Source organism: Streptomyces sp. NPDC050433 (genome assembly GCF_044458565.1).
Lineage (GTDB): Bacteria > Actinomycetota > Actinomycetes > Streptomycetales > Streptomycetaceae > Streptomyces.
The window spans coordinates 165,454-190,779 of sequence record NZ_JBITIB010000013.1; the positions used below are offsets into that span (position 1 = coordinate 165,454).

The 25,326-nt window shown below is 68.6% G+C and carries 21 protein-coding genes, 2 tRNA genes and 1 pseudogene; 10 read left to right on the plus strand and 14 right to left on the minus strand.

Annotated elements, in window-relative coordinates; all coding sequences use genetic code 11:
• Nucleotides 1–22: 22 nt before the first annotated feature.
• Nucleotides 23–1,006, minus strand: a complete 984-nt coding sequence (locus ACIBLA_RS18290) for an endonuclease/exonuclease/phosphatase family protein (protein WP_399199157.1) — start codon at nt 1,004–1,006, stop codon at nt 23–25.
• A gap of 322 nt (nt 1,007–1,328) precedes the next feature.
• Here ACIBLA_RS18290 and ACIBLA_RS18295 point away from each other — a divergent pair, with 322 nt between their 5' ends.
• Both ACIBLA_RS18295 and ACIBLA_RS18300 read left to right on the plus strand, forming a co-directional pair.
• Nucleotides 1,329–2,024 carry a response regulator transcription factor gene (locus tag ACIBLA_RS18295; protein ID WP_399199135.1) on the plus strand — a complete coding sequence of 232 codons (696 nt, stop codon included), beginning with the start codon at nt 1,329–1,331 and terminating at the stop codon, nt 2,022–2,024.
• Nucleotides 2,017–3,099: pseudogene (locus tag ACIBLA_RS18300) on the plus strand (sensor histidine kinase); the annotation flags it as partial. The gene ACIBLA_RS18295 and the pseudogene ACIBLA_RS18300, both read left to right, overlap by 8 nt.
• Before the next feature lie 46 nt (nt 3,100–3,145).
• Here ACIBLA_RS18300 and ACIBLA_RS18305 read toward each other — a convergent pair.
• Nucleotides 3,146–3,218, minus strand: a tRNA-Ala gene (locus tag ACIBLA_RS18305).
• 180 nt (nt 3,219–3,398) lie between these two features.
• Between ACIBLA_RS18305 and ACIBLA_RS18310 the strand changes: the two genes are divergently transcribed.
• Both ACIBLA_RS18310 and ACIBLA_RS18315 read left to right on the plus strand, forming a co-directional pair.
• Complete coding sequence (locus ACIBLA_RS18310) at nt 3,399–3,947, plus strand: DNA-binding protein (RefSeq protein ID WP_363240647.1); 549 nt, start codon at nt 3,399–3,401, stop codon at nt 3,945–3,947.
• Between the two features lie 98 nt (nt 3,948–4,045).
• Complete coding sequence (locus ACIBLA_RS18315; protein ID WP_399199137.1) at nt 4,046–5,512, plus strand: protein kinase; 1,467 nt, start codon at nt 4,046–4,048, stop codon at nt 5,510–5,512.
• Here the strand turns inward: ACIBLA_RS18315 and ACIBLA_RS18320 are convergent.
• The 12 genes from ACIBLA_RS18320 to dnaA all read right to left on the minus strand — a co-directional run bounded on the left by ACIBLA_RS18320 (nt 5,503) and on the right by dnaA (nt 20,956).
• Nucleotides 5,503–6,804 (minus strand): hypothetical protein, encoded by a 1,302-nt coding sequence (locus ACIBLA_RS18320; protein WP_399199138.1) that lies wholly within the window; start codon nt 6,802–6,804, stop codon nt 5,503–5,505. The two genes, ACIBLA_RS18315 and ACIBLA_RS18320, sit on opposite strands and share 10 nt — an antisense overlap.
• Before the next feature lie 258 nt (nt 6,805–7,062).
• Nucleotides 7,063–7,197: a DLW-39 family protein gene (locus ACIBLA_RS18325; protein WP_363240651.1), complete on the minus strand. Its 135-nt coding sequence runs from the start codon at nt 7,195–7,197 to the stop codon at nt 7,063–7,065.
• A gap of 413 nt (nt 7,198–7,610) precedes the next feature.
• On the minus strand, nt 7,611–7,850 hold the full coding sequence (locus tag ACIBLA_RS18330; RefSeq protein WP_363240652.1) for a hypothetical protein: 240 nt from the start codon (nt 7,848–7,850) through the stop codon (nt 7,611–7,613).
• Nucleotides 7,851–8,138: 288 nt separating this feature from the next.
• Nucleotides 8,139–8,215, minus strand: a tRNA-Ile gene (locus ACIBLA_RS18335).
• A gap of 81 nt (nt 8,216–8,296) precedes the next feature.
• Entirely contained in the window at nt 8,297–8,944 is a 648-nt protein-coding gene (locus tag ACIBLA_RS18340; protein WP_399199139.1) for a DUF3566 domain-containing protein, read from the minus strand.
• An 89-nt stretch (nt 8,945–9,033) separates the two neighbouring features.
• Nucleotides 9,034–11,661, minus strand: a complete 2,628-nt coding sequence (gyrA, locus tag ACIBLA_RS18345) for a DNA gyrase subunit A (protein ID WP_363240655.1) — start codon at nt 11,659–11,661, stop codon at nt 9,034–9,036.
• A 55-nt stretch (nt 11,662–11,716) separates the two neighbouring features.
• Nucleotides 11,717–13,795 carry a DNA topoisomerase (ATP-hydrolyzing) subunit B gene (gene gyrB / locus ACIBLA_RS18350; protein WP_363240656.1) on the minus strand — a complete coding sequence of 693 codons (2,079 nt, stop codon included), beginning with the start codon at nt 13,793–13,795 and terminating at the stop codon, nt 11,717–11,719.
• Between the two features lie 489 nt (nt 13,796–14,284).
• Complete coding sequence (locus ACIBLA_RS18355; protein WP_363240657.1) at nt 14,285–14,851, minus strand: DciA family protein; 567 nt, start codon at nt 14,849–14,851, stop codon at nt 14,285–14,287.
• On the minus strand, nt 14,848–15,987 hold the full coding sequence (gene recF, locus ACIBLA_RS18360; RefSeq protein ID WP_363240658.1) for a DNA replication/repair protein RecF: 1,140 nt from the start codon (nt 15,985–15,987) through the stop codon (nt 14,848–14,850). Before recF ends, ACIBLA_RS18355 begins: the two co-directional genes overlap by 4 nt.
• 52 nt (nt 15,988–16,039) lie before the next feature.
• On the minus strand, nt 16,040–16,978 hold the full coding sequence (gene gnd, locus ACIBLA_RS18365; protein WP_363240659.1) for a phosphogluconate dehydrogenase (NAD(+)-dependent, decarboxylating): 939 nt from the start codon (nt 16,976–16,978) through the stop codon (nt 16,040–16,042).
• A 135-nt stretch (nt 16,979–17,113) separates the two neighbouring features.
• A complete protein-coding gene (dnaN, locus tag ACIBLA_RS18370; protein WP_189106438.1) occupies nt 17,114–18,244 on the minus strand; it encodes a DNA polymerase III subunit beta in 1,131 nt (376 codons plus the stop codon).
• 903 nt (nt 18,245–19,147) lie between these two features.
• Complete coding sequence (dnaA, locus tag ACIBLA_RS18375) at nt 19,148–20,956, minus strand: chromosomal replication initiator protein DnaA (protein ID WP_399199140.1); 1,809 nt, start codon at nt 20,954–20,956, stop codon at nt 19,148–19,150.
• Between the two features lie 358 nt (nt 20,957–21,314).
• Between dnaA and rpmH the strand changes: the two genes are divergently transcribed.
• From rpmH to rsmG, 6 genes are all read left to right on the plus strand, one after another.
• Nucleotides 21,315–21,452, plus strand: a complete 138-nt coding sequence (gene rpmH, locus ACIBLA_RS18380) for a 50S ribosomal protein L34 (RefSeq protein WP_014047156.1) — start codon at nt 21,315–21,317, stop codon at nt 21,450–21,452.
• An 18-nt stretch (nt 21,453–21,470) separates the two neighbouring features.
• Nucleotides 21,471–21,842, plus strand: a complete 372-nt coding sequence (rnpA, locus tag ACIBLA_RS18385; protein ID WP_363240661.1) for a ribonuclease P protein component — start codon at nt 21,471–21,473, stop codon at nt 21,840–21,842.
• Nucleotides 21,839–22,204: a membrane protein insertion efficiency factor YidD gene (yidD, locus tag ACIBLA_RS18390; protein WP_363240663.1), complete on the plus strand. Its 366-nt coding sequence runs from the start codon at nt 21,839–21,841 to the stop codon at nt 22,202–22,204. Before rnpA ends, yidD begins: the two co-directional genes overlap by 4 nt.
• A 3-nt stretch (nt 22,205–22,207) precedes the next feature.
• Nucleotides 22,208–23,482 carry a membrane protein insertase YidC gene (gene yidC / locus ACIBLA_RS18395; RefSeq protein ID WP_363240664.1) on the plus strand — a complete coding sequence of 425 codons (1,275 nt, stop codon included), beginning with the start codon at nt 22,208–22,210 and terminating at the stop codon, nt 23,480–23,482.
• Between the two features lie 50 nt (nt 23,483–23,532).
• Nucleotides 23,533–24,045 (plus strand): R3H domain-containing nucleic acid-binding protein, encoded by a 513-nt coding sequence (locus tag ACIBLA_RS18400; protein ID WP_363240665.1) that lies wholly within the window; start codon nt 23,533–23,535, stop codon nt 24,043–24,045.
• A 110-nt stretch (nt 24,046–24,155) separates the two neighbouring features.
• Nucleotides 24,156–24,872 (plus strand): 16S rRNA (guanine(527)-N(7))-methyltransferase RsmG, encoded by a 717-nt coding sequence (rsmG, locus tag ACIBLA_RS18405; RefSeq protein WP_363240666.1) that lies wholly within the window; start codon nt 24,156–24,158, stop codon nt 24,870–24,872.
• Nucleotides 24,873–25,326 lie beyond the last annotated feature (454 nt).

Below are 25,326 nucleotides of genomic sequence, written 5' to 3' on the forward strand. Positions count from 1 at the left end.
GATCCGGCGGCATGACGCGTGTTCACCAGCTGATCTTGGCCGCCACCGGCAGATGGTCGCTGCCGGTGGCCGGCAGCGACCACGAGCTCCGCGGCTCCACGCCGCGGACAAGGATCTGGTCGATGCGCGCCATCGGGAACGTCGCGGGCCAGGTGAAACCGAAGCCGTCCCCGGCCACGGCCTGGACCGAGCGCATCCGCGAGGTGATGCCGTCGAACGCGCGGTCGTCCATGGAGCCGTTCAGGTCGCCGAGGAGCACCACCCGCTCGTTGCGTTCGGCGGCGATCGCCTCGCCGAGCGCCCGCGCTCCCCTGTCCCGCGACCCCGTCGAGAAGCCACCCCTGGGGTTCACGCGTACGGACCCCAGGTGGGCCACATACACCGCCAGCGGCCCCTGGTCCGTGGCCAGCGTCGTACGCAGCGCCCGCGCGTAGTCCCTCGTGACCTCGGCCGGCTTGGTGGCCCCCAGCGGCCCGGCGTCCTGCTTGATGTCGACCAGCCGGGTGTCCGACAGCGGCAGCGTGCTCCACAGCCCGACCGTGCCCTGCGCCGTGTGGTGCGGGTACGCCGTCGCCAGCTCCTTCTCGTACAGCGGCTTCGCCTGCGGGGTGATCTCCTCCAGCGCCAGTACGTCCGCCCCGGAGGCGGCCAGGTCGCGGGCGGTGCCGACCGGGTCGGGGTTGTCGGCGCCGACGTTGTGGCTGACGACGGTGAGGTCGCCGCCCGCGCGGGACTTGTCGGCGAGCAGCGGACCGAAGAGGTTCAGCCACACCAGGACCGGCAGCAGCAGAGCGGCCACCGCGGCAGCGGAGCGACGCCGGAGCGCGCCCACCAGCAGCACCGGGACGAACAGGCCCAACCACGGCAGGAAGGTCTCCACCAGACTGCCGATGCCCCCGCGGCCCGTGATCCGCGCGTGAAACAGCATGACCAGGCCGAGCAGCAGCGCGAGCGCCACGAGCACCGGGCCGCGCTTCCACGGCTCCGGCCGGGAGACCGTGCGCAGTGCCCGGCGGACACCCGCGCGCCGGGGAGCGGAGCCGGTGTCCCGGTGGCCGGCGACGCCCTCCTGCCCGGCCTCCGCCGTTTCCACCCGCGTCGTCGTCTGTCCTCGCTCACGGCCTGTCACTCTTGCGTCCTCGGGTCCTGGGTGGGATCGGCAGAAGCTGATTCCGGTACGCCGGGGAACGCCGGCCGCTGTCGACCGAGAACTCCACCCCGTCGTCGGTGGCAGCCGTCTTACCGCCAGTCAAGGCGGTGCGGTGTTGTCGGCACGTATGCGGTTTTCGATACGCCGACCATATGCGGCGGCTCGTAGCCTCAATGCCATGCGTGTGCTGATCGTCGAGGACGAGCCCTATCTGGCGGAAGCCATCCGCGATGGCCTACGCCTGGAAGCGATCGCGGCCGACATCGCGGGTGACGGCGGCACCGCTCTGGAGATGCTGAGCGTCAACACCTACGACATCGCCGTCCTCGACCGCGACATTCCCGGCCCCTCCGGTGACGAGATCGCCAGACGCATCGTCGCCTCCGGCGGCGGCATGCCGATCCTCATGCTCACCGCGGCGGACCGTCTCGACGACAAGGCCACCGGGTTCGAACTCGGCGTCGACGACTACCTCACGAAACCCTTCGAACTCCGGGAACTCGCGCTCAGGCTCAGAGCCCTCGACCGCCGGCGCGCCATCAACAGGCCCCCCGTGCGGGAGATCGCGGGTGTGCGCCTGGACCCGTTCCGCCGGGAGGTCTACCGGGACGGGCGCTACGTCGCGCTCACCAGGAAGCAGTTCGCCGTGCTCGAAGTCCTCGTCGCCGCCGAGGGCGGGGTCGTCAGTGCCGAAGAACTCCTGGAACGCGCGTGGGACGAGAACGCCGACCCGTTCACCAACGCCGTACGCATCACCGTCTCGGCACTGCGCAAACGTCTCGGCGAACCCCGGATCATCACCACCGTGCCGGGCGTCGGCTACCGCATCGACGCAGCACCCGGCACCCAACGCGAGGGACAAGACGGTGAATAGGCAGCCCGGTCTGAGTGTGCGCCTCAAACTCACCCTCAGCTACACCGGATTCCTCCTGGTCGCCGGTGCGCTGCTACTTGCCGCCATCGGGTTGTTTCTCGTGCGGCAGGGGTGGTTGCAGACCAACGAAGAGGGGGCATGGAGAGCAACTCCAGGCACCGCCTTCGTGCTCGGTTTCGCCCCAACGGCAGCCGCCGTCATGGTGTTCCTCCTGATATTCGGCCTCCTGGGAGGGTGGATCCTCGCCGGCCGTATGCTTGCCCCCTTGACTCGCATCACCGACGCCACCCGCATGGCCACGAACGGATCGCTCTCCCACCGGATCCGGTTGCCGGGCCGCAGAGACGAGTTCCGTGAACTCGCCGACGGCTTCGACACGATGCTCGCCCGGCTCGAAGCTCACGTCGCCGAACAGCGGAGATTCGCCGCCAACGCCTCTCACGAGCTGCGCACGCCGCTCGCGATCTCGAAGTCGCTCCTCGACGTGGCCCACAACGATCCGACCCAAGAGCCCGGCAAACTCGTCGACCGTCTTCGCGCCGTCAACACCCGCGCGATCGAACTCACCGAGGCGCTACTCGTGCTCAGTCGCGCTGAACAGAGGTCCTTCACGGGAGAACATGTCGACCTGTCCCTACTCGCGGAAGAGGCCACCGAGACACTGCTCCCGCTCGCCGAGAAGCGCGGTGTCACCATCGAAACCACCGGTGACATCGCCCCGGCTCTCGGCTCCCAGGCGCTCCTGCTGCAACTGACCACGAACCTCGTACACAACGCGATAGTCCACAACCTGCCCGAACAGGGCACCGTGTGGGTGATTACCCGCGTCCGGCCCAGGACCGCGGTTCTCACCGTCGAGAACACCGGCGACCAGATCACACCGAAACTGGCCGCGACACTCACCGAACCGTTCCAGCGCGGCACCGAACGCGTGCACACCGATCACGCAGGTGTCGGCCTCGGCCTGGCCATCGTCAAGACCATCGCCCACGCACACGACGGCACGCTCACCGTCACCCCGCGCACCGACGGCGGGCTCCGCATCACCGTCGTACTGCCCGCGACAGCGCAAAAAGCCCCTCCGAGCCACGTTTCCGCAGGTCAGAGGAGCTTTCAAGGAGTGGAGCCTAGGGGAGTCGAACCCCTGACATCTGCCATGCAAAGACAGCGCTCTACCAACTGAGCTAAGGCCCCGAAAGGGGTGTACGACGGTTCCGCAGGACGTCTCGGTGACCGCCGGGGACCAGAGTACCGGGTGTCCACCGTGATCCCGCAAAAGGATTGGGACTCCCGGTGTGCGACGCCGCTCCGTAGGATGCCCCAGAGGTTCGCAGCAGCGAAGCTGCCGCCTGGGGAAGCGATGGGGAGACGCGAATGGACGCCGCACAGCAGGAATCGACAGCCAGAGCCAGAGAACTCCAGCGCAGCTGGTACGGGGAGCCACTGGGAGCACTCTTCCGCCGGCTCATCGATGACCTGGGTCTGAATCAGGCCAGGCTCGCCGCGGTGCTCGGTCTGTCGGCCCCGATGCTCTCCCAGCTGATGAGCGGCCAGCGCGCCAAGATCGGCAATCCCGCCGTGGTCCAGCGCGTTCAGGCGCTCCAGGATCTGGCGGGACAGGTCGCCGACGGCAGCGTCAGCGCCGCCGAGGCCACCTCCCGGATGGAGGAGGTCAAGAAGTCGCAGGGCGGCTCCGTCCTCACCGGCACCAGCCAGACGACGAACAGCACGGGCGCACCGACCGTGCGGCGGGTCGTCCGCGAGATCCAGTCATTGCTGCGGTCGGTGGCCGCCGCTGGTGACATCATCGACGCGGCGGATTCCCTCGCTCCGAGCCACCCCGAACTGGCAGAGTTCCTCCGGGTGTACGGAGCCGGGCGCACCGCCGAGGCGGTCGCGCACTACGAGGCGCACCAGAACTAGACCGGGGCTGGGCACGGCAGGCATGGCGGGCACGACAGTGACCGCGGCACGAGGGCGACGGTCCGCCGGACAGGACGACTGGGAGCGAGCGCGGCGCAATGGGTGAGGTCTTCGCTGGTCGGTACGAGTTGGTCGACCCGATCGGACGTGGCGGTGTGGGCGCCGTCTGGCGTGCCTGGGACCACCGGCGCCGCCGGTACGTGGCGGCCAAGGTGCTCCAGCAGAGCGACGCGCACACCCTGCTGCGCTTCGTACGCGAACAGGCCCTGCGGATCGATCACCCGCATGTGCTCGCACCGGCCAGCTGGGCCGCCGACGACGACAAGGTCCTCTTCACCATGGACCTGGTGAGCGGCGGATCTCTGGCACATGTCATCGGCGACTACGGTCCGCTGCCGCCGCGCTTCGTCTGCCTCCTGCTCGACCAGCTGCTCTCCGGTCTCGCGGCGGTGCACGCGGAGGGGGTCGTCCACCGCGACATCAAGCCCGCCAACATACTGCTGGACGCCACCGGGACCGGCCGGCCGCATCTGAGGCTGTCCGACTTCGGGATCTCCATGCGCAAGGGCGAGCCGCGCCTGACGGAGACCAACTACGTGGTGGGCACGCCCGGTTACTTCGCACCGGAGCAGATGATGGGCGCGGAGCCGGACTTCCCCGCCGACCTCTTCGCCGTCGGCCTGGTCGCGCTCTATCTGCTGGAGGGCCAGAAACCCGACTCCAAGGCCCTGGTGGAGTACTTCACCGCGCACGGCACCCCAGGAGCGCCGCAAGGGATTCCCGAGCCGCTGTGGCAGGTGCTCGCCGGGCTGCTCCAGCCGGACCCGGACGCCCGGTTCCGTACGGCGACGGGGGCACGCAAGGCGCTCACGTCGGCCGTCGAGCTGCTGCCCGAGCAGGCGCTGGACGACGAGCCGGTCGAGGTCTTCGACCAACTCGGGCCGCTGCCGCACCCGTTCGGTCCCGACGGGCCCGTCACGGAGACGGACCCGAGACGGCCGGCACCGGCTCCGCAGGCGCCCTCGTACGGAGACCCGTACACGGGTGGAATCACCGGGGGAGTGACGGGCGGGGTGAGCGGCGGGCAGCCGCCGCACAGCGCCCAGAGCGCCACCTGGACGGCCGGCACGCCCGCCGACCAGCAGCAGCCGGCGCCTGGGACCTCCATGTCGGAGACCGGCAGCTTCCATCTCCCCCCACCGCCGCCCACGGACCAGCAACAGCACACTCACCAACCCCCCTCCGGGCCCCACCCGTTGCAGCCGTCCCCGCATCCGCTCGCGTCCCCTTCCCCCGCCGCACCCGATCCGTCGCAGGCACCCACCGCCGCGGTGCCGCACGACCTCCAGCACACTCGTAGATACACCGCTCAGCAGCCCGGAGTTCCCACCCAGTACCCACCAGCCCCGTACGCGTCGGCGCCCGCCCCCGCCCCAACTCCGGCCACGGCCCCCACTCCGGCCCCGCACAGACGACCGGGACCGCCACCCAAGGTGACGATCCCGGTTCTCCTGCTCGCACTGGTCTGCTTCGCCGTCGGGTTCTGGGCCCTCGCTCAGACCTGACGGCCAAGCCCCCGCCGCCGGGCGACCAGCATCCACCCGCCGAGCCCCAGCATCAGCACCGTCCCCATGCCGATCCCACCCGCCGCGATCAGCTGCATCCTGCCGCTGTCGTCGCTGCCCACGGCCCCGGCGTCCGCCTGATCCGGGCCGTTGTACGACACGTCGAACTCGCCCGCCGGACCGTCGTACCCCGGCCCGCCCGTCGCCGTACCGTCGACCGTCACGCTCAGCGTCAGTTCGTGCGGCCCCAACCCGAACTCCTCGCCCACCTTGGGGTTGAGGCTCACCCGCACGTAATACCAGCCGGCGAAACGCATCGCCCTCTCGTCGGCGGTGGAACCGAAGCGGTTCGCGTAATCCACCGGCGGCGCCGGATCCGTCGACAACGACTTCTGCTTGCCCCTGTAGGACATCGATCCGGTGCTGTCGACGAGCCCTCTCGCCGGGTTGTAGACGGCGAGGGTCATCGCCCCGATGACAATGCCGGTTCCCTGCGAACTGCCCAGGTCCGCACTGGTGAACAGCTGCTGGCCCCAGTCGACCGGCACCCGGTAGAAAAGCGACTCACCGGGATCGATGTCCGCCGTCCACCTGCCCGTCTCCAGAGCCACCGCGTTACTGAAACCGGCGCCGCCCTGCTTCCCCCGAGCGCCGGACGGCGGCTCGGGGGCCTCGCTCGACCAGTCCTCGTCCGCCTCGGTGGGCATCCCGGACTTCAGGTTCGGCTCGGACAGATGGCGCAGCTCCAGCCCCCACGCGCCCTGCGTGAACGTGGCCTTCGACTCCCGCTCCACGACCACGTAGTACGTACCGGCCTCCCGGCAGGCCCCGTCCCCATCGGGGCCGAGCGTCCGGGACGCGTACGCGGTCAGCGGCTGCGGATAGTCACTGGTCGGCAGGACCCGGGCCTGTCCGGAGTCGCACTCCTCGCCTTCGCTGTCCTGCACCGTGACGGTGAGCTCGTCGCCGTACGCCACCCGCGTCCTCAACTCGGGCACCGCGGTGGCCGACACGTACGCGTTCTTCTCGTCGTCCAGTTCCAGCCGGTAGTAGAGCTTCTTCCCCGGCTCGATCGAATCGCGGTACGTGGAGCCCGGTTCGAGCTGGTCCGCGGCGTCGGCGCTCTCCGCACCCTTGATGTTCACGGCCTGCGGATCGAAGGCGTACTCACTGGACCCGTCCGCCGCCCGAGCCGTACCGGCCAGTCCCGGCAGCCCCGGCTGCGCCGCCACCGCGCACATCGCCACCGCCGCGACCACCGCGACCCGGCCCCTGTCGCGCAGCCTCTTCACGAGCTTCCCCTTGTCGTCCCGGCGACCGCGCCGCCCACCGCCAACAGCCCGCACCCGCCGCAGGACGGTGAGGGTGCCGGTCCATCCTGCCCCGCCGCTCCCGCCCCTGTCTGCGCGGGCAGCCGATCCGTACGCTCCCACCCGGCCGGAATTTCACAAAAGCAATCAAATCGTTCACCAAGGCGAAGCCGACGAGCCCCGGACAGCACGAAGCCCCGGTCGCCTCAGCGACCGGGGCCCGTTACCGACTACTGGGTCTCACACACCCGAACCTGCGGGCACGGAGTCGGTAGCCTCCGTCCACAGATCCTGCTCGGCGCGATCCGCCTGGATCTGGCGGTACACGAGGAGCCCGCCGATGGCGGCCAGTACGACCAGGAGAAGCTTCTTCACCGCGCGACCTCGTCTTTCCTTGTCTTAGGGGCCTTCTGGCGCCCGACTATACACACCGACCGATACCGATCGGTGACCTACATGCGCCCCCAACTCAAGGGCCACGACGTCCAGTCAACACCCAAACAACAGAAAGCGATCCGCCCGGACAGGAGTCTCACTGTCCGGGCGGATCAGCCCTTGTGGGGCAATGGGATTCGAGCCTGCGGCGTCATCCTCGTCAGGACTCGCCACGCGGTTCGAATGGCCCGCAGTTCAGCGCCGTACCCTCGCTGATCTGCCTCTACGACTGCTTCCTTCAGTCCACACACGCTGTCGCTCCGGGTGCCGCGCGCCGTGGCCGTCAGCGGTGCGGCCGGCGAACCCCGCCGGAGCGACAGCGGTCGTACTACAACCGCTGAGGCTGTGGGGTCTTACTCTCCGCCGCCGAGGATCTCGTCCACGGTGTTCGACAGGCCCTCGGAGATCGACTCGTCGACACCGGACCCGACGATCGCGGCGATGATCAGCGCCACCAGCACGATGACGCCCACGTACTCGACCGCACCCTGGCCCTTGTCGCTGCGGCGCTTCAGGGCGGTGACGGCGGTGTTGGCCCAGGTGCCGACGTAGAGCTTGGCGTTGGTGGCGGCCTTCAGCGTGACGTTCGACATGAGATTCCCCTTTGTGTCGGCCGGCCGTGTACCGGCCGACTCGTACGAGTCCTTGGTGTCACTCGCGTTTCCGGCTTCCTCCTGGCCGGTCTCGCTGGCGACATGAGAAACATACGGCGGCACCGGACCCCCCGGCATGGGCCCCAAGGCCCAACCCCAGGCCCAACCGGAAGCTTGGGCCCTGGGGGGGTGTCCTGGTCGTGACCGCAGCACCACACACACCACGCACACACAGAAAAGCCCGGCAGATCCTGAGATCCGCCGGGCTTCTGACAGCCACGTCAATTCTGGTGGGGCTAACAGGATTTGAACCTGTGGCCTCATCCTTATCAGGGATGCGCTCTAACCAACTGAGCTATAGCCCCGCGCTGCCCCTGAAGATTAGCGCACTCCAGGGCCAGTCCCAAAATCGATAAGGGGACCGCTCTCTCCTCCTGCCCGGCCTCTTACTCGTCCTCGGCGAGCGTCAGCTCGACGCCGCCCACGAAGCCCGCCGACAGGTTGTAGATGAAGGATCCGAGCGTCGCCAGAGCCGTCGCCAGCACCACGTCGATCACGGCGATCACCGACGTGAAGATGAGCACCCGCGGCAGCGAGAGGAACGACTGGAGGTCGAAGCCGTTGCTCTCGTTCGAGCCCGTCGCCTCGCTGATCGTCCCGCCCACCGTCGAGAAGACGCCCATCGCGTCCATGACCATCCACAGCACCGCCGACGCGATGACCGTGCACACACCGAGCGCGATCGAGAGCAGGAAGCTGACCTTCATCACCGACCACGGGTCGGCCTTCGCCACCCGCAGCCGCGCCTTGCGGGTGCGCGGAGTCGTACGCGCCCCCGTGCGCGGCAGGCGTACGCCCGCCGCCGTGGGCTGCCGGCCGCCGCCCGTATGTGTCGTCTGTCCCGGCCCGTGGCCGACCTGGACATGCGGCTGGGCCTGCGGCGGCTGTACGCCCGGTCGCTGCTGTCCGCCCTGTGTCCCCCCGCCCGACGGCGTCGGATACGCCTGCGGCGGGTGGTACGGCTGCGCCGCCTGCTGCGGCTGCTCGGATCCGTACGTGTCGTAGGGGGGCTGCTGCCCCCGGGTGTCGGTCACCGTAACCCCCTGGGAGTCCGTGGCAGGGCCACGGGCACCGTTCGCTCCTGAAGCGGCCGATCCGGCGCCCGTGGCTCCACTCACGCTGTCTACTCCTCGTGCTCCGCCACCGAGGGCTGGGTGCCCTCAGCGTCCTCGGCAGCCGCGGCCCCATCGGTCGCCGGAGCCTCGTCGGCATCCTCGCCGACGACTCCCTCGACCTCTTCAGCCTCACGACCTGCCTCGGCATTACGAGCGATGCCGACCACGGCATCGCGCTTGCCCAGGTTGATCAGTTGGACACCCATCGTGTCACGGCCCGTCTCCCTGACTTCGTTGACTCGCGTACGAATCACGCCGCCGCCCAGGGTGATGGCGAGGATCTCGTCCGTCTCCTCCACCACCAGCGCACCGACCAGCGACCCGCGGTCCTCCACGATCTTCGCGGCCTTGATACCGAGGCCGCCACGTCCTTGAACGCGGTACTCGTCGACGTTGGTCCGCTTCGCGTAGCCGCCGTCGGTAGCAGTGAACACGAACGTACCGGGCCGCACCACATTCATCGACAGCAGCTCGTCCCCTTCGCGGAAACTCATCCCCTTCACGCCCGATGTCGCGCGGCCCATCGGACGCAGCGAGTCGTCCGTCGCCGTGAACCGGATCGACTGCGCCTTCCTGCTGATGAGCAGCAGATCGTCGTCCGCCGACACCAGTTCGGCACCGATCAGCTCGTCGTCCGCGCCCGAGTCCGTCTCACGGAGGTTGATCGCGATCACACCGCCTGAACGGGGTGAGTCGTAATCCTTCAGAGACGTCTTCTTGACCAGACCGGCCTTCGTGGCCAGCACCAGATACGGCGCCGCCTCGTAGTCCCGCACGGCGAGGATCTGCGCGATCTTCTCGTCCGGCTGGAACGCCAGCAGGTTGGCCACGTGCTGGCCCCGCGCGTCCCGTCCGGCGTCGGGCAGCTCGTACGCCTTCGCCCGGTACACCCGGCCCTTGTTCGTGAAGAACAGCAGCCAGTGGTGCGTCGTCGACACGAAGAAGTGGTCGACGATGTCGTCCGACTTGAGCTTCGTGCCGCGCACACCCTTGCCGCCGCGCTTCTGCGAGCGGTAGTCGTCGGTCTTCGTACGCTTCACATAGCCGCCACGCGAGATGGTGACGACGATGTCCTCCTCGGCGATCAGGTCCTCGATGGACATGTCACCGTCGAACGGCACCAGCTTGGAACGCCGGTCGTCACCGAACTTGTCGACGATCACCGCCAGTTCCTCGCTGACGATCTGCCGCTGCCGCTCGGGCGAGGCCAGGATCGCGTTGTACTCGTCGATCTTCGCCTGGAGTTCGTCGTGCTCGGCGACGATCTTCTGCCGCTCCAGCGCCGCCAGCCGGCGCAGCTGCATCTCCAGGATCGCGTTCGCCTGGATCTCGTCGATCGTCAGCAGCGTCATCAGGCCGCCGCGCGCCGTCTCGACGGTGTCGCTGCGCCTGATCAGCGCGATGACCTCGTCGATCGCGTCGAGCGCCTTGAGTAGGCCACGCAGGATATGCGCGCGCTCCTCGGCCTTGCGCAGCCGGAAGCGCGTACGACGGACGATGACCTCGATCTGGTGCGTCACCCAGTGCCGGATGAACGCGTCGATCGACAGCGTGCGCGGCACACCGTCCACCAGCGCCAGCATGTTCGCGCCGAAGTTCGTCTGAAGATCGGTGTGCTTGTACAGGTTGTTCAGCACGACCTTGGCGACCGCGTCGCGCTTGAGCACGACCACCAGCCGCTGCCCCGTACGCGAGGACGTCTCGTCACGCACGTCGGCGATGCCGCCGACCTTGCCGTCCTTCACCAGGTCGGCGATCTTCTGCGCGAGGTTGTCGGGGTTGGTCTGGTACGGCAGCTCCGTGACGACCAGGCACTGCCGGTTCTGGATCTCCTCGACCGCGACGACCGCGCGCATCGTGATCGAGCCACGGCCCGTGCGATACGCCTCCTCGATGCCCCGGCGGCCCACGACCAGCGCGCCGGACGGGAAGTCCGGGCCCTTGATGCGCTCGATCAGCGCGTCCAGCAGCTCCTCGTGCGAGGCGTCCGGGTGCTCCAGCGCCCACTGCGCGCCCGCGGCGACTTCCCGCAGGTTGTGCGGCGGGATGTTGGTGGCCATACCGACGGCGATGCCGGCCGATCCGTTGATCAGCAGGTTCGGGAAGCGCGCCGGCAGGACCGTCGGCTCCTGGTTGCGGCCGTCGTAGTTGTCCGTGAAGTCGACGGTCTCCTCGTCGATGTCGCGGAGCATCTCCATCGACTGCGGCATCAGCTTGCACTCGGTGTACCGCATGGCGGCGGCCGGGTCGTTGCCGGGAGAGCCGAAGTTGCCGTTGGAGTCCACCAGCGGCATCCGCATCGACCACGGCTGGGCGAGACGCACCAGCGCGTCGTAGATGGAGGAGTCACCGTGCGGGTGGTACGTGCCCATGACGTCACCGACGACGCGGGCGCACTTGTAGAAGCCCTTCTCGGGCCGGTAGCCGCCGTCGTACATCGCGTACAGCACCCGGCGGTGGACGGGCTTCAGACCGTCCCGTACATCGGGCAGCGCACGCGACACGATGACGGACATCGCGTAGTCGAGGTACGAGCGCTGCATCTCCGTCTCAAGCCCTACGGGCTCGACACGCATGCCCACGCCTTCCACGGCGGGCACCTCTTCGGGCATCACGGGGGTGTTCTCGTCGGCCATTGCTGGTCAGTGTTCCTTTCGGCCTGTGCGAAGCGGTCGTCAGCGGGGGACCGACTCAGATGTCGAGGAAGCGGACGTCCTTGGCGTTGCGCTGGATGAACGAGCGCCGGGCCTCGACGTCCTCGCCCATCAGCACCGAGAACAGGTCGTCGGCCTGCGCCGCGTCGTCGAGCGTGACCTGGCCGAGTACGCGGTGGTCGACGTCCATCGTCGTGATGCGCAGCTCCTCGGCGTTCATCTCACCGAGGCCCTTGAAGCGCTGGATCGAGTCTTCCTTGATCCGCTTGCCGTTCTGCTTGCCCAGCTCCACCAGGGCGTCGCGCTCCCGGTCCGAGTACGCGTACTCGAAGTCGTCCCGGCCCCACTTGATCTTGTAGAGCGGAGGACGGGAGAGGAACACGTGCCCGGCCTCGACCAGCGGGCGCATGAAGCGGAAGAGGAACGTCAGCAGCAGCGTGTTGATGTGCTGGCCGTCGACATCGGCGTCCGCCATCAGGATGATCTTGTGATAGCGGAGCTTCTCGATGTCGAAGTCCTCGTGCACACCGGTGCCGAACGCCGAGATCAGCGCCTGCACCTCGGTGTTCTGGAGGATCTTGTCGATCCGCGCCTTCTCGACGTTCAAGATCTTTCCGCGGATCGGCAGAATGGCCTGATACTGCGGGTTGCGGCCGGACTTCGCGCTGCCGCCGGCCGAGTCGCCCTCGACGATGAAGATCTCGCACTTGGCCGGGTCGTTCGACTGGCAGTCGCTCAGCTTGCCGGGCAGCGACGCCGACTCCAGCAGGCCCTTGCGACGGGTCAGATCCCGCGCCTTACGGGCCGCGACGCGGGCCGTGGCGGCCTGGATCGCCTTACGGATGATGTCGGCCGCCTCATTGGGATGCCGGTCGAACCAGTCCGTCAGGTGCTCGTGCACGATCTTCTGTACGAAGGTCTTCGCCTCCGTGTTGCCGAGCTTGGTCTTCGTCTGGCCCTCGAACTGCGGCTCGCCCAGCTTGATGGAGATGATCGCGGTCAGACCCTCGCGGATGTCCTCGCCCGCCAGGTTGTCGTCCTTCTCGCGCAGGAACTTCTTCTCGCGCGCGTAGCGGTTGACCAGGCCGGTCATCGCCGCGCGGAAGCCCTCCTCGTGCGTACCGCCCTCATGCGTGTGGATCGTGTTCGCGAAGGAGTACACACCCTCGCTGTACTGCGAGTTCCACTGCATCGCGATCTCCACCGAGAGCATCCGCTCCTTGTCCTCGGCGTCGATGTCGATGACCGTGGGGTGGATCAGCTCGCCCTTGCGGGAGTTGAGGTACTTCACGAAGTCGACGATGCCGCCTTCGTAGAAGTACGTGACGCTGCGCACCGGCTCCTCGCCGGGCGTCTCGGCCGAGTCCGTACCCGCGACGTCGGCGCCCACGACGGCCTTCGCCGACTCACGCTCGTCCGTCAGCTTCAGGGTCAGGCCCTTGTTGAGGAAGGCCATCTCCTGGAAGCGCCGCGACAGCGTCTCGAAGGAGTACTCCGTCGTCTCGAAGACATCGGGATCGGCCCAGAAGGTGACCGTCGTGCCCGTCTCCTCGGTCGCCTCGTTGCGCGCCAGCGGCGCCGTCGGCACCCCGAGCTTGTAGTCCTGCGTCCAGCGGTGGCCGTCGGTCTTGACCTCGACGGCGACCTTCGTCGACAGCGCGTTCACCACGGAGACACCCACGCCGTGCAGACCGCCGGAGACGGAGTAGCCGCCACCGCCGAACTTTCCGCCCGCGTGCAGGACCGTCAGCACGACCTCGACGGCCGGCTTGCCCTCGGACGGGACGATGCCCACGGGGATACCGCGGCCGTTGTCGACCACGCGTACGCCGCCGTCGGCGAGGATCGTGACGTCGATGGTGTCCGCGTGCCCGGCCAGGGCCTCGTCGACAGAGTTGTCGACGACCTCGGTCACCAGGTGATGAAGGCCACGTTCACCGGTCGAGCCGATGTACATACCGGGACGCTTACGGACCGCGTCCAGGCCCTCCAGCACCGTGATGGCACTGGCGTTGTACGAGCCTGTTACCTCGCCGTTCTCACCGGTGGCTACGGACGGAGTGTTCTCGTTGGGGTTGCCGGAATCGGCCACGAAGCGCCCTTTCTGGCACAGCACAGGCCGTTCTCCGGGCAGGCGGGAGCGGCTGCGTCGTTCGGCTTGCGACAGTGTTTGACAGTCTTGGTAAGCGAGTCCCGCCGACGAGGCGGGATTCTTCATCAGTCTACCGGTAGCGGCGACCCGAATGGGGGTTTGCCGGTACCTGAGTCCGCATGTGCCGCCCTGAACCAGCGGCTGCCGACTCCCCATATTCGGGCAGGGGCTCCAAGAGGCTCACACGGGCTTTGAGCGCTTCGGGCTGTCAACCTCCGGCTACCGTGAGGGACACCTCACCCTCCGCAGCCGTACGAGGAGGTCACAGCGGTCTTCGGAAGGGTCAGGTGCGGTGCCTGGGGACGTACGTGAAGTGGGGTCAGCAGAGGGGTTGTTGGGACCCTCGGGGCGCTCCGGGCGGCGTGAAGGGGCAACGGTGGGCGCAGCTCTCCGGGCCTGTCGGGGGGATGTACGGGGATGTACGGGCGGTGTTCGCCCGCGTACGCCTCCGGCTCAGCCGTACGTGTCCCCCGGCCCCTTGCTGCCCGGCGCCCGCAGTCCGCCGAAGCGCCGCGGCGGACCGGCCGGGCCGCGCACCTTGATCACCTTCACGGTGCCGTGCCCCAGGTCCTCGTTCAGCCGGGCCACCAGCCGCGGCGCCAGCAGCCGCAGCTGCGTCGCCCAGGCCGTCGAGTCACAGATCACCGTCAGGATCCGCTCGTCCTCCTCGTACCGCTCGGGCACACAGTGCTTGGCCAGGTCGTCGCCCACGATCTGCGGCCAGCGGCCCATCACCCCGCCCACGGCGGCCGGCGTCTCCCAGCCGCGCTCGGTGATCAGCCGGTTGATCGCGGCGCCCAGCGACAGCGGATCACGGCCGTCTCTCCCCGAGCCCGACCGCAGGCCGCCACCCCGTCTGGCCTGCTTCTTCTGCTGGGCCTCGGCGCCACGCGCCCGCGCCTGCTCCTTCGCCGCCCGCAGCGCGACCCGCGCCAGGTCGACGCCCGACGCCTCGACGGGCGCCGCAGCGGCCGGCTGCGCCGCGGCACCGGCCGGATCGGGCCGCTCCGGGCCGCTCATGCCCGCTCCACCGTGCCGTCGGCCACCGTGAACCGCACCCCGGCAAGAATGTCCGGCACATCGTCCTCCACCGCCGCCGTGACCAGCACCTGCTCGCCCGGCGCCACCAACTCCGCCAGCCGCTCCCGGCGCCGCGCGTCCAGTTCGGCGAAGACGTCGTCGAGGACCAGCACCGGCTCGTTGCCCTCGGCGCGCAACAGGTCGTACGAGGCCAGCCGCAGCGCCAGCGCGTACGACCAGGACTCGCCGTGGCTCGCGTATCCCTTGGCCGGCAACTGGCCCAGCTTCAGCAGCAGTTCGTCCCGGTGCGGACCCACCAGCGTGACCCCCCGCTCGATCTCCTGCTTACGCGTCCCCGCCAGCGCGGCCATCAACTGCCCGTACAGCTCCTCGCGCGTACGCGGCTCCTCGCCCGACTCCTCGGAGCCGGCGGAGGAGGAACGGTACTCCAGCGCCACCGGCCCGCCACCGGGCGCCAGTTGCTCGTACGCCTTGTCCGTCAGCGGCTGCAACGTCTCGATCAGGTCCAGCCGCTGCGCCAGCAACTCCGCGCCCACACGGGCCAGATGCTGGTCCCACACGTCGAGCGTGGAGAGATCCATCCCGCGCCCGCCGTGCCGACGTGCCATCGCCGCCGACTTGAGCAGGGTGTTGCGCTGCTTGAGCACCCGGTCGTAGTCCGAGCGCACGCCCGCCATGCGCGGGGAGCGCGCCGTGATCAGCTCGTCGAGAAAGCGCCGGCGCTCACCGGGATCGCCCTTCACCAGCGCCAGATCCTCCGGCGCGAACAGCACCGTCCGCACTATCCCCAGCACATCACGCGGCCTGACCTGCGAAGACCGGTTGATCCTGGCCCTGTTCGCACGGCCCGGATTGAGTTCGAGCTCGATCAGCTGCGAGCGCTCGCCCTGAGTCACGGCGGCGCGGATCACCGCGCGCTCGGCGCCCATCCGCACCAGCGGGGTGTCCGAGGAGACCCGGTGGCTGCCGAGCGAGGCGAGATAGCCGACCGCCTCGACCAGATTGGTCTTCCCCTGCCCGTTGGCCCCCACGAACGCGGTGACGCCCGGATCGAGCGGCACCTCGATCCGGGCGTACGAACGGAAGTCGGCCAGCGAGAGATGCGTGACGTGCATGGACCGACCCGACCTCCCCTGTTCCCGCGTCGCCCCCGCGTGTGCGAAGGGCCTACTTCTTGTTCTTGGGACCGGCCGGCTTGACGGGCTTACCGGGCTTGCCCGGTGTGCTCTCGTCCGCCTGCTCGACCGCGTGGCCACCGAACTGGTTGCGCAGCGCGGCGACCATCTTCATCTGCGGCGAGTCGTCCTGCCGGGACGCGAACCGGGCGAACAGCGACGCGGTGATCGCGGGCAGCGGCACCGCGTGGTCGATGGCCGCCTCGACCGTCCACCGGCCCTCGCCGGAGTCGTCCGCGTAACCCCGCAGGGCGTCCAGGTGCTCGTCACCGTCCAGCGCGTTGACCGCCAGGTCCAGCAGCCAGGAACGGATGACCGTGCCGTCCTGCCAGGAGCGGAACACCTCGCGGACGTCGGTGACCGAGTCGACCTTCTCCAGCAGCTCCCAGCCCTCGGCGTAGGCCTGCATCATGGCGTACTCGATGCCGTTGTGGACCATCTTCGCGAAGTGGCCGGCGCCGACCTTGCCCGCGTGGACCGAGCCCTTGTCGCCCTCCGGCTTGAGGGCGTCGAAGATCGGCTTGACCTTCGCGACGTGGTCCGCGTCGCCGCCGTACATCAGCGCGTAGCCGTTCTGCAGGCCCCAGACGCCGCCGGAGACACCGCAGTCGACAAAGCCGATGCCCTTGATGCCCAGCTCCACCGCGTGCTTCTCGTCGTCCGTCCAGCGGGAGTTGCCGCCGTCCACGACCACGTCGCCGGGGGACAGCAGCTCCGCCAGCTCGTCGATCGTCGACTGCGTGGCCGCACCCGAGGGGACCATCACCCACACGACACGGGGGCCCTTGAGCTTGCCCACCAGCTCTTCGAGGCTGTGGACGTCCGCGACGTCCGCGTTCCGGTCGTATCCGATGACGGTGTGGCCTGCGCGGCGAATGCGCTCGCGCATGTTGCCGCCCATCTTGCCGAGGCCGACGAGACCGAGCTCCATCAGTGGTTCCTTAAGCGTTGAGCCGACAGTCGTTCAGGCACGGGGCGGGCGGCGACAGTGCCGCGGGCCCCGGCCCGAGCCTACGCCGGGCCCGGTGGGACGGTCCTTACGCCCCAGCCCGGCGGTGCGCGCCGATCAGCCCGACAGCCGCACCGGCATGATCAGGTACTTGTACGCGTCGTCGGCCTCGGCATCCAGCGCCGGCTTCCCACTGAGGAGCGCGGGCTTGGTGGAGGTCGTGAAGGAGAGCTGCGCGACGGGCGAGTCGATGGCGCTGAGGCCGTCGAGCAGGAACGTCGGGTTGAAGGCGATCGAGATGTCGTCGCCGTCGAGCTTCGCGTCGACCCGCTCCACAGCCTGTGCGTCGTCGCTGGAACCGGCTTCGAGGATGAGCACACCCTGCTCGAAGCTGAGCCGCACCGGGGTGTTGCGCTCGGCGACCAGCGCCACGCGCTTGACGGCTTCGACGAACGGCGCGGTCTCGATCACCGCGATCGAGTTGAACTCCGTCGGGAACAGCGTCCGGTACTTCGGGAGGTCGCCCTCAAGTAGCCGGGTGGTGGTCCGCCGGCCGGCGCCCTCGAAACCGATCAGCCCCTCGCCCGCACCGGAGCCCGAGAGCGCCAGGGTGACCGTGTCACCGCTGGTGAGGGCCTTGGCGGTGTCCAGCAGCGTCTTGGCGGGCACCAGGGCGACCGCGGAGATGTCGGAGACCTCCGGCTTCCACAGGAAGTCGCGGACGGCGAAGCGGTAGCGGTCGGTCGAGGCGAGGGTGACCGTGTCGCCCTCGATCTCGATCCGTACGCCGGTGAGCACCGGGAGCGTGTCGTCACGGCCCGCCGCGATGGCCACCTGGGCGGCGGCGGAGGCGAAGACCTCACCGGGCACGGTGCCGGTGGCGGTGGGCATCTGCGGCAGCGCCGGATACTCGTCCACAGGCAGTGTGTGCAGTGTGAACCGCGAGGAGCCGCAGACCACCGTCGCCCGTACACCGTCTGTGGAAATCTCCACCGGCCGGTTGGGGAGGGCGCGGCAGATGTCGGCGAGAAGCCGGCCGGAGACGAGGACGGTGCCGTCCTCCTCGACCTCGGCGTCCACCGAGACACGGGCCGAGACCTCGTAGTCGAAGCTGGAGAAGCTGAGCGCGCCCTCCTCGGCCTTCAACAGAAGGCCCGCAAGAACGGGGGCCGGCGGACGGGCCGGGAGGCTACGGGCCACCCAGGCCACCGCCTCCGCCAGTACATCGCGCTCCACCCGGATCTTCACCGGAACCGCCTCCTGCTGTTGCTGACTCGCCCTGCCGGCCTTCTTCTTCGTCGTCGGCATGAGCTCACTCCGCCATGGGCAGGGTGAGCTTGCCGGGGAACAGTCTGACGTACGGCACCGACACTCGGTGCTGCTCGGGGTCAAGTCGAGACAACCGGCGGGGTGCGGTCGGGCACCGAGTTGTGCACAGCACCCACTTGCAAACGGATTCCCAGGTAACTCCAGGTGTTAGTAGTAGTAGGGCCTGTGGATTCCGTGGATAACGTCGTTCCCGCAGCTCAGGCCAGCTTTTTTGTCCACCGGTCCTGTGGGCGCCGACGGTGGACAACCCCGTCGTTCTGTGGACGGCCGAAAGTTCTGCACATGCGGTGCACAGGTCACCCCGACTTCTCCCCAGGGCCGTCCCCAGGTTTTCCGGGGTTCCCCACAGGGGCCGAGGCAACCTCGGTGTGACGCCTTTCACTCGACTCGGTGAACAGCCGTGTTTCGTTGCCGAACAGTGGACAGCGATGTGGAGAAGCGGGGCGAAGCTGTGGGCAACGGGCCGTTGCCTGTGGGCCGCCGGTGGACAACCGGAGCGCGTGCCTGTGGGCGAAAAAACTGTCCACAGGCTGTGGAGGAAAGTTGGCCACAAATCCCCAGGGGTCTGACCTGGCATGATCCACTTCCGGTCGGCCCGCCTGTGGACGCAGTCTGGACAACTTATCGATCCCCAGGGTGTGGACGGGAGATCGGGCCGCTTTCTGTGGAGAAGCCGCCCGCAACGCCCTCTATTCGAACAGCGGTTGAGCGCGCGTCACCCGCCGCTGACTCCCCGGACATGACGAAGGGCGCCCCGGAACGGTGTCCCGAAGCGCCCTGAACCCGGCGGCCGACCCCTGTGCGGGTCCTTGTGCCGGCCCGTCAGCCGTTCTTGATGCGGTTGGTGAGTTCGGTGACCTGGTTGTAGATGGAGCGCCGCTCGGCCATCAGCGCGCGGATCTTCCGGTCCGCGTGCATCACCGTCGTGTGGTCGCGGTTGCCGAACTGCGCGCCGATCTTGGGCAGTGACAGATCGGTCAGCTCACGGCAGAGGTACATGGCGATCTGCCGCGCCGTCACCAGGACCCGGCTGCGGGACGAACCGCACAGGTCCTCCACGGTCAGCCCGAAGTAGTCGGCCGTCGCCGCCATGATGGCGCCCGCGGTGATCTCGGGGGCCGAGTCCTCGCCGCCGGGGATGAGGTCCTTGAGCACGATCTCGGTCAGTCCGAGGTCCACCGGCTGCCGGTTCAGTGAGGCGAACGCCGTCACGCGGATCAGCGCGCCCTCCAGTTCACGGATGTTGCGCGAGATCCGCGAGGCGATGAACTCCAGCACCTCGGGCGGTGCGTTCAGCTGCTCCTGCACGGCCTTCTTACGGAGGATCGCGATTCGCGTCTCCAGCTCCGGCGGCTGCACATCGGTGGTCAGACCCCACTCGAAGCGGTTGCGCAGCCGGTCCTCCAGGGTGATCAGCTGCTTGGGCGGCCGGTCCGAGGACAGCACGATCTGCTTGTTCGCGTTGTGGAGCGTGTTGAAGGTGTGGAAGAACTCCTCCTGCGTCGACTCCTTGCTCGCCAGGAACTGGATGTCGTCGACGAGCAGGATGTCGACGTCCCGGTAGCGCTTGCGGAAGGTGTCGCCCTTGCCGTCACGGATGGAGTTGATGAACTCGTTGGTGAACTCCTCCGAGCTGACGTACCGCACCCGCGTGCCGGGATAGAGGCTGCGCGCGTAGTGGCCGATGGCGTGCAGCAGGTGCGTCTTGCCGAGTCCCGACTCCCCGTAGATGAAGAGCGGGTTGTACGCCTTGGCCGGTGCCTCCGCGACGGCGACGGCCGCCGCGTGCGCGAACCGGTTGGACGCCCCGATGACGAAGGTGTCGAAGAGGTACTTGGGGTTGAGACGTGCGTGGTGCTCACCGGGTCCCGGCGGCGGCGAGACCTGCGCGCCGAGCGGCCCGGTCGTCCGGCCGGCGTGCCGCGGCAGCTCCTGGTCCTGGTCGTGCCGCTCGGGGCGCTGCGGCTCGTACGGCCGGCTCTCCGGTGGCTGCGGCCCCCGGTAGTCGTGCTGGGGCTGCTGCGGTCGCGCGGTCGCGTACGGGTCACGGTCGTGGAAGCCGCCGAGCCGTTGCTGCTGCCAGGACAGGTCCTCCTGGGTCCGGGGCCAGGAGCCGGGGTCGGGGCGCTGCTGCTGGTAGTCCGGGTACGCGGGACGGGCCGTCGGCATGCCGTCGTCGTCGGGCGAGCGGCGGCCGTAGGGGTGGTAGCCGCCGCCGTCCGGGCGCATGTCGTCGTGCCGGGAGTCGTCCGACCGCGGGTTGTCGTGACGGGGATCACGGTCGCGGGGGTCGCGGACGTCGTCGTGCTGCGTGTTCTGGTAGCGGTTCTGCTGCGGCAGCGGAGGGACGGGCTCCCCGGCCGAGTCGTCGACGGTGATGGCGATACGGATCGGCCGGCCGCACTCGCGGCTCAGGGTCTCGCTGATGAGCGGGGCGAGGCGGCCTTCGAGCACCCTCTTGCCCCACTCGTTGGGCACCGCCAGCAGAGCCGTGTCGGCCACCAGCGCGAGGGGCTGGCAGCGCTCGATCCACTGTTTGTCCTTGGGCTCGACGCCCTGCTGGCCCTCCCTGAGCAGCTGCTCCAGCACTCGTGGCCACACTGCGGCAAGATCGGCAGGTACGTCAGCCACAGGGCACGCTCTCTCGCTGGTCCCACGAATGTGTGGTTCTCGGGACGGGGTGGGAAGACCGGCGGAAAAGAATCCGGAGTTCGGTCACGGTAGTCAGGCCGACCCGCGCGGTTCAAGTTGTTGTCCACAGGCTGTGCATAATGGACCGTGGCAGCTGGCTGGTTTGACCGTATGGCGTAGCCGCGCGTACCGTGACCAGGTCGAGTTGTCGATGGCTGCTGCCGCCTGCCTCCGATGGGCAAGATCACGATCCGTGGTTGTGAAGCGGTGCACTCGGGCGTAACGCGAGCTACTCGTGGGCGCACGGTGACAGCCAGGCGATGTCCCGCCTTCCCATCATCATCTCTGGAGCCCCCGAGTGAGCAAGCGCACCTTCCAGCCGAACAACCGCCGTCGTGCCAAGACCCACGGCTTCCGGCTCCGTATGCGCACCCGCGCCGGCCGCGCGATTCTCGCGAACCGCCGTGGCAAGGGTCGCGCCAACCTGTCCGCCTGATCGCGAACAGGTTATGACGTGCTGCCTACCGAGAATCGGCTGAGGCGGCGCGAGGATTTCGCGACCGCGGTACGCCGGGGACGCCGGGCCGGACGCCCGCTCCTTGTCGTACATCTTCGTAGCGGTACTACGGGCCCGCACGCGCCTGGGGAGAGCGATCCCCCGACGCGGGCGGGTTTCGTCGTAAGCAAAGCCGTGGGCGGGGCCGTTGTACGGACGCGGGTGAAGCGGAGACTGCGTCACCTCATACGCGATCGGCTGTCCCGGCTGGCCCCCGGTAGCCTGGTTGTCGTACGAGCGCTGCCCGGTGCGGGCGACGCCGACCATGCACAGCTGGCCCAAGACCTGGACGCCGCCCTTGAGCGGCTGCTGGGAGGGGGCGCGCGATGAAGTACCCGCTGCTGGCTCTGATCAAGCTGTACCAGTGGACGATCAGCCCGTTGCTCGGGCCCGTCTGCCGGTACTACCCGTCGTGTTCGCACTACGGCTACACGGCCATCGACCGGCATGGCGCGGTCAAGGGCATCGGTCTGACGGCCTGGCGCATTCTGCGGTGCAATCCGTGGTCGCCGGGCGGGGTGGACCACGTCCCACCGCGCAAGCGCCCGCGGTGGCATGAACTGCTGCGCAACGCGTGGCGCGGCACGAAGGGCGGGCAATCCGCCGCCGGCGTGCCTTCCGGGGGTTCGGCATCGGCCGCCGAAACCCCGAGTCCGGCCGCAGAGACCTCGTCCCATGCTCAAGGAGCCTGATTAGTGGACACGATTGCCAGTTTCTTCAGCTTCATCACCACGCCCGTCTCGTGGGTCATCGTCCAGTTCCACAGTGTGTACGGGGCGATCTTCGGTCCCGATACGGGCTGGGCCTGGGGGCTGTCCATCGTGTCCCTGGTGGTCCTGATCCGGATCTGTCTGATCCCGCTGTTCGTCAAGCAGATCAAGTCGACCCGGAACATGCAGGTCCTTCAGCCCAAGATGAAGGCCATCCAGGAGCGCTACAAGAACGACAAACAGCGTCAGTCCGAAGAGATGATGAAGCTGTACAAGGAGACGGGCACCAACCCGCTCTCCTCGTGCCTCCCCATCCTGGCGCAGTCACCGTTCTTCTTCGCCCTGTACCACGTGCTGTCCAGCATCGCGTCGGGCAAGACGGTCGGTGTCATCAACCAGTCGCTGCTCGACAGCGCGCGCCAGGCGCACATCTTCGGCGCCCCGCTGGCGGCCAAGTTCACGGACAGCGCCGACAAGGTCGCCTCCCTGGACGCGACGCTGACCTCCGTACGTGTCGTCACCGCGATCATGATCGTCCTGATGTCGGCGTCGCAGTTCTACACGCAGCGCCAGCTGATGACGAAGAACGTCGACCTGACGGTCAAGACGCCGTACATGCAGCAGCAGAAGATGCTGATGTACATCTTCCCGGTGATCTTCCTGGTGACGGGCATCAACTTCCCCGTCGGTGTCCTCGTCTACTGGCTGACCACCAACGTGTGGACCATGGGCCAGCAGATGTACGTGATCAACCAGAACCCGACGCCGGGCAGCAAGGCCCAGGACCAGTACCTGGAGCGGCTGCTCAAGAGCATCGCCACGCACAACGAGGTCCGCTCGAAGCGCCGGCGCAACATCGTCTCGGCGATCGTGGCCAAGGGGCCCGACCGCAACGACAATGAGCGCAAGTTCATCACCAGCCTCTCCAAGACGGGTCTTGTCGCACAGCCGGACGGCACCGTGATCAAGGGCGAGGCCCTGCCCGAGGGCGAGTCGCACGCCGCGAAGCGGCAGCAGCCCAAGCGTCAGCCCAAGTCGAAGCGGCAGGCCGGCGGCGGTCACCAGACCCCGTCCAAGACCTCGGGGGCGAAGCCTTCCGACGCCACCGACGAGGCGCCGAAGACGTCGCTGCAGAAGAACGACGAGCCTGAGGACCGTCAGCCCAAGCAGCCTCCGCGCAAGAAGGGCAACGGCGGAGCACGGGCCAAGTCCGGGCCGCGCGGTGGTCAGCAGCGGCCCAAGCACCCGACCAAGAAGTAAGCGCAGCCCCCGTAGCCCGTAGCCAGTCCGTAGCAAGAAGGAGTCCCTCCGTGTCGGAAGGCACCATCTCCGCCGCCGTCGAGGGTGGCGACACCCTCACCCGCCTTGAGCAGGAAGGCGAGATCGCGGCCGACTATCTCGAAGGTCTGCTCGACATCGCCGATCTCGACGGCGACATCGACATGGACGTCGAGGCCGACCGGGCCGCGGTTTCGATCATCAGCGATGTGAGCGGCCGTGATCTGCAGAAGCTCGTCGGGCGGGACGGCGAGGTGCTCGAAGCGCTCCAGGAGCTGACGCGGCTCGCGGTGCACCGGGAGACCGGCGACCGCAGCCGGCTGATGCTGGACATCGGGGGCTTCCGGGCCAAGAAGCGCACCGAGCTCGCCGAGCTGGGCGCCAGGACGGCCGACGAGGTGAAGAGCACCGGTGAGCCGGTGAAGCTGAACCCCATGACGCCCTTCGAGCGCAAGGTCGTGCACGACGCCGTCGCGGCGGCCGGACTGCGCAGTGAGTCCGAGGGCGAGGAGCCGCAGCGCTTCGTCGTCGTGCTCCCCGCCTGAGCGGTCTCCCGGTTCTCGGCCCCGTCTGTCCACAGACGGGGCCGAACTTTGTCAGCCTGACAGTGACTGTGAACCACCGTCCGGTGGTTCGGTACGGAAGGACGGTTCCCGTGACGGAGGCAGCAGAGCTTCCCCCTGCGCCGGACGAGGCGAGGACGGTGTTCAAAGACTCCCTCCCGGCAGCCGTCCGGTACGCGGAGCTTCTCGCCGACGCGGGCGTCACCCGCGGGCTCATCGGGCCGCGTGAGGTGCCGCGGCTCTGGGAGCGGCACCTGATGAACTGCGCGGTGCTCTCCGAGGTCGTGCCCGAGGGCGTGAGCGTCTGCGACGTCGGCTCGGGCGCGGGGCTGCCGGGGATCCCGCTGGCGCTGGTACGGCCGGATCTGCGGATCACGCTGCTGGAGCCGCTGCTGCGGCGGACGAACTTCCTCCAGGAAGTGGTCGAGCTGCTGGGCCTGGACCATGTGACGGTGGTACGGGGGCGGGCCGAGGAAGTACTCGGGACCCTCCAGCCCGTCCATGTGGTGACGGCCCGCGCCGTGGCGCCGCTGGACCGGCTGGCCGGCTGGGGCGTACCGCTGCTGCGGCCGTACGGGGAGATGCTGGCGCTCAAGGGGGACACGGCCGAGGAGGAGCTGAAGGGCGCCAGGTCGGCGCTGAGTAAGCTCGGTGTGATCGATTCCTCGGTGCTGCGGGTCGGGGAGGGGCTGGTGGATCCGCCGGCCACCGTGGTGCGTGCCGAGGTCGGGGAGAGTCCCGGAGGGGTGCGGTTCGCCGCGAAGCGTGCCAAGGCCGCCCGTGCGGACCGGGTACGCCGTCGCCGGTGATGCTCCATAGAAGCAGCCCTGGCCATCGACTGCGGAGTGTCGTGACGGTCTGACCCTGCGGCGAGTGCATCGTGTTTCACGTGAAACGTCGCTCACTGCTGCAGGGCATTATCGGCCGAGGTCGCGCCGCTTCCGAACCGCGGGGCAAGAAACCCCTCGTAAGAGGTACCGGGTTGGCCACAGATATGGATTCATCCACAGAACCACGGGCCTCGCTGGTTCCCGACCCCGAAAGCATGGCAGGCTCTCCTCATTGCGAGCCTGAAGTCGAGGAGAGTGAATCCTTGCGGTCCGACGCCAACATCGCGGGACCGATGACCGATCCGGTCCCCGGCCCCCGTTCCGAGTCGTCGGGGGGGGGGGGGGGGGGGGGGTGACGCCCCCCCCCCCCCCCGCGCCCCCCCCCCCCCCCGGCGCCCCCCCCGGGGGCGGGGGGCCCCGGGCGCGCCCGGGG

Coding starts and splice junctions, on each gene's coding strand:
- ACIBLA_RS18310 (WP_363240647.1), top strand. CDS start 3,399: ATGGACGCCGCACAGCAGGAATCGACAGCCAGAGCCAGAGAACTCCAG.
- gyrA (WP_363240655.1), bottom strand. CDS start 11,661: ATGGCCGACGAGAACACCCCCGTGATGCCCGAAGAGGTGCCCGCCGTG.
- recF (WP_363240658.1), bottom strand. CDS start 15,987: ATGCACGTCACGCATCTCTCGCTGGCCGACTTCCGTTCGTACGCCCGG.
- ACIBLA_RS18330 (WP_363240652.1), bottom strand. CDS start 7,850: ATGTCGAACGTCACGCTGAAGGCCGCCACCAACGCCAAGCTCTACGTC.
- yidD (WP_363240663.1), top strand. CDS start 21,839: ATGAAGTACCCGCTGCTGGCTCTGATCAAGCTGTACCAGTGGACGATC.
- ACIBLA_RS18295 (WP_399199135.1), top strand. CDS start 1,329: ATGCGTGTGCTGATCGTCGAGGACGAGCCCTATCTGGCGGAAGCCATC.
- gnd (WP_363240659.1), bottom strand. CDS start 16,978: ATGGAGCTCGGTCTCGTCGGCCTCGGCAAGATGGGCGGCAACATGCGC.
- ACIBLA_RS18315 (WP_399199137.1), top strand. CDS start 4,046: ATGGGTGAGGTCTTCGCTGGTCGGTACGAGTTGGTCGACCCGATCGGA.
- ACIBLA_RS18355 (WP_363240657.1), bottom strand. CDS start 14,851: ATGAGCGGCCCGGAGCGGCCCGATCCGGCCGGTGCCGCGGCGCAGCCG.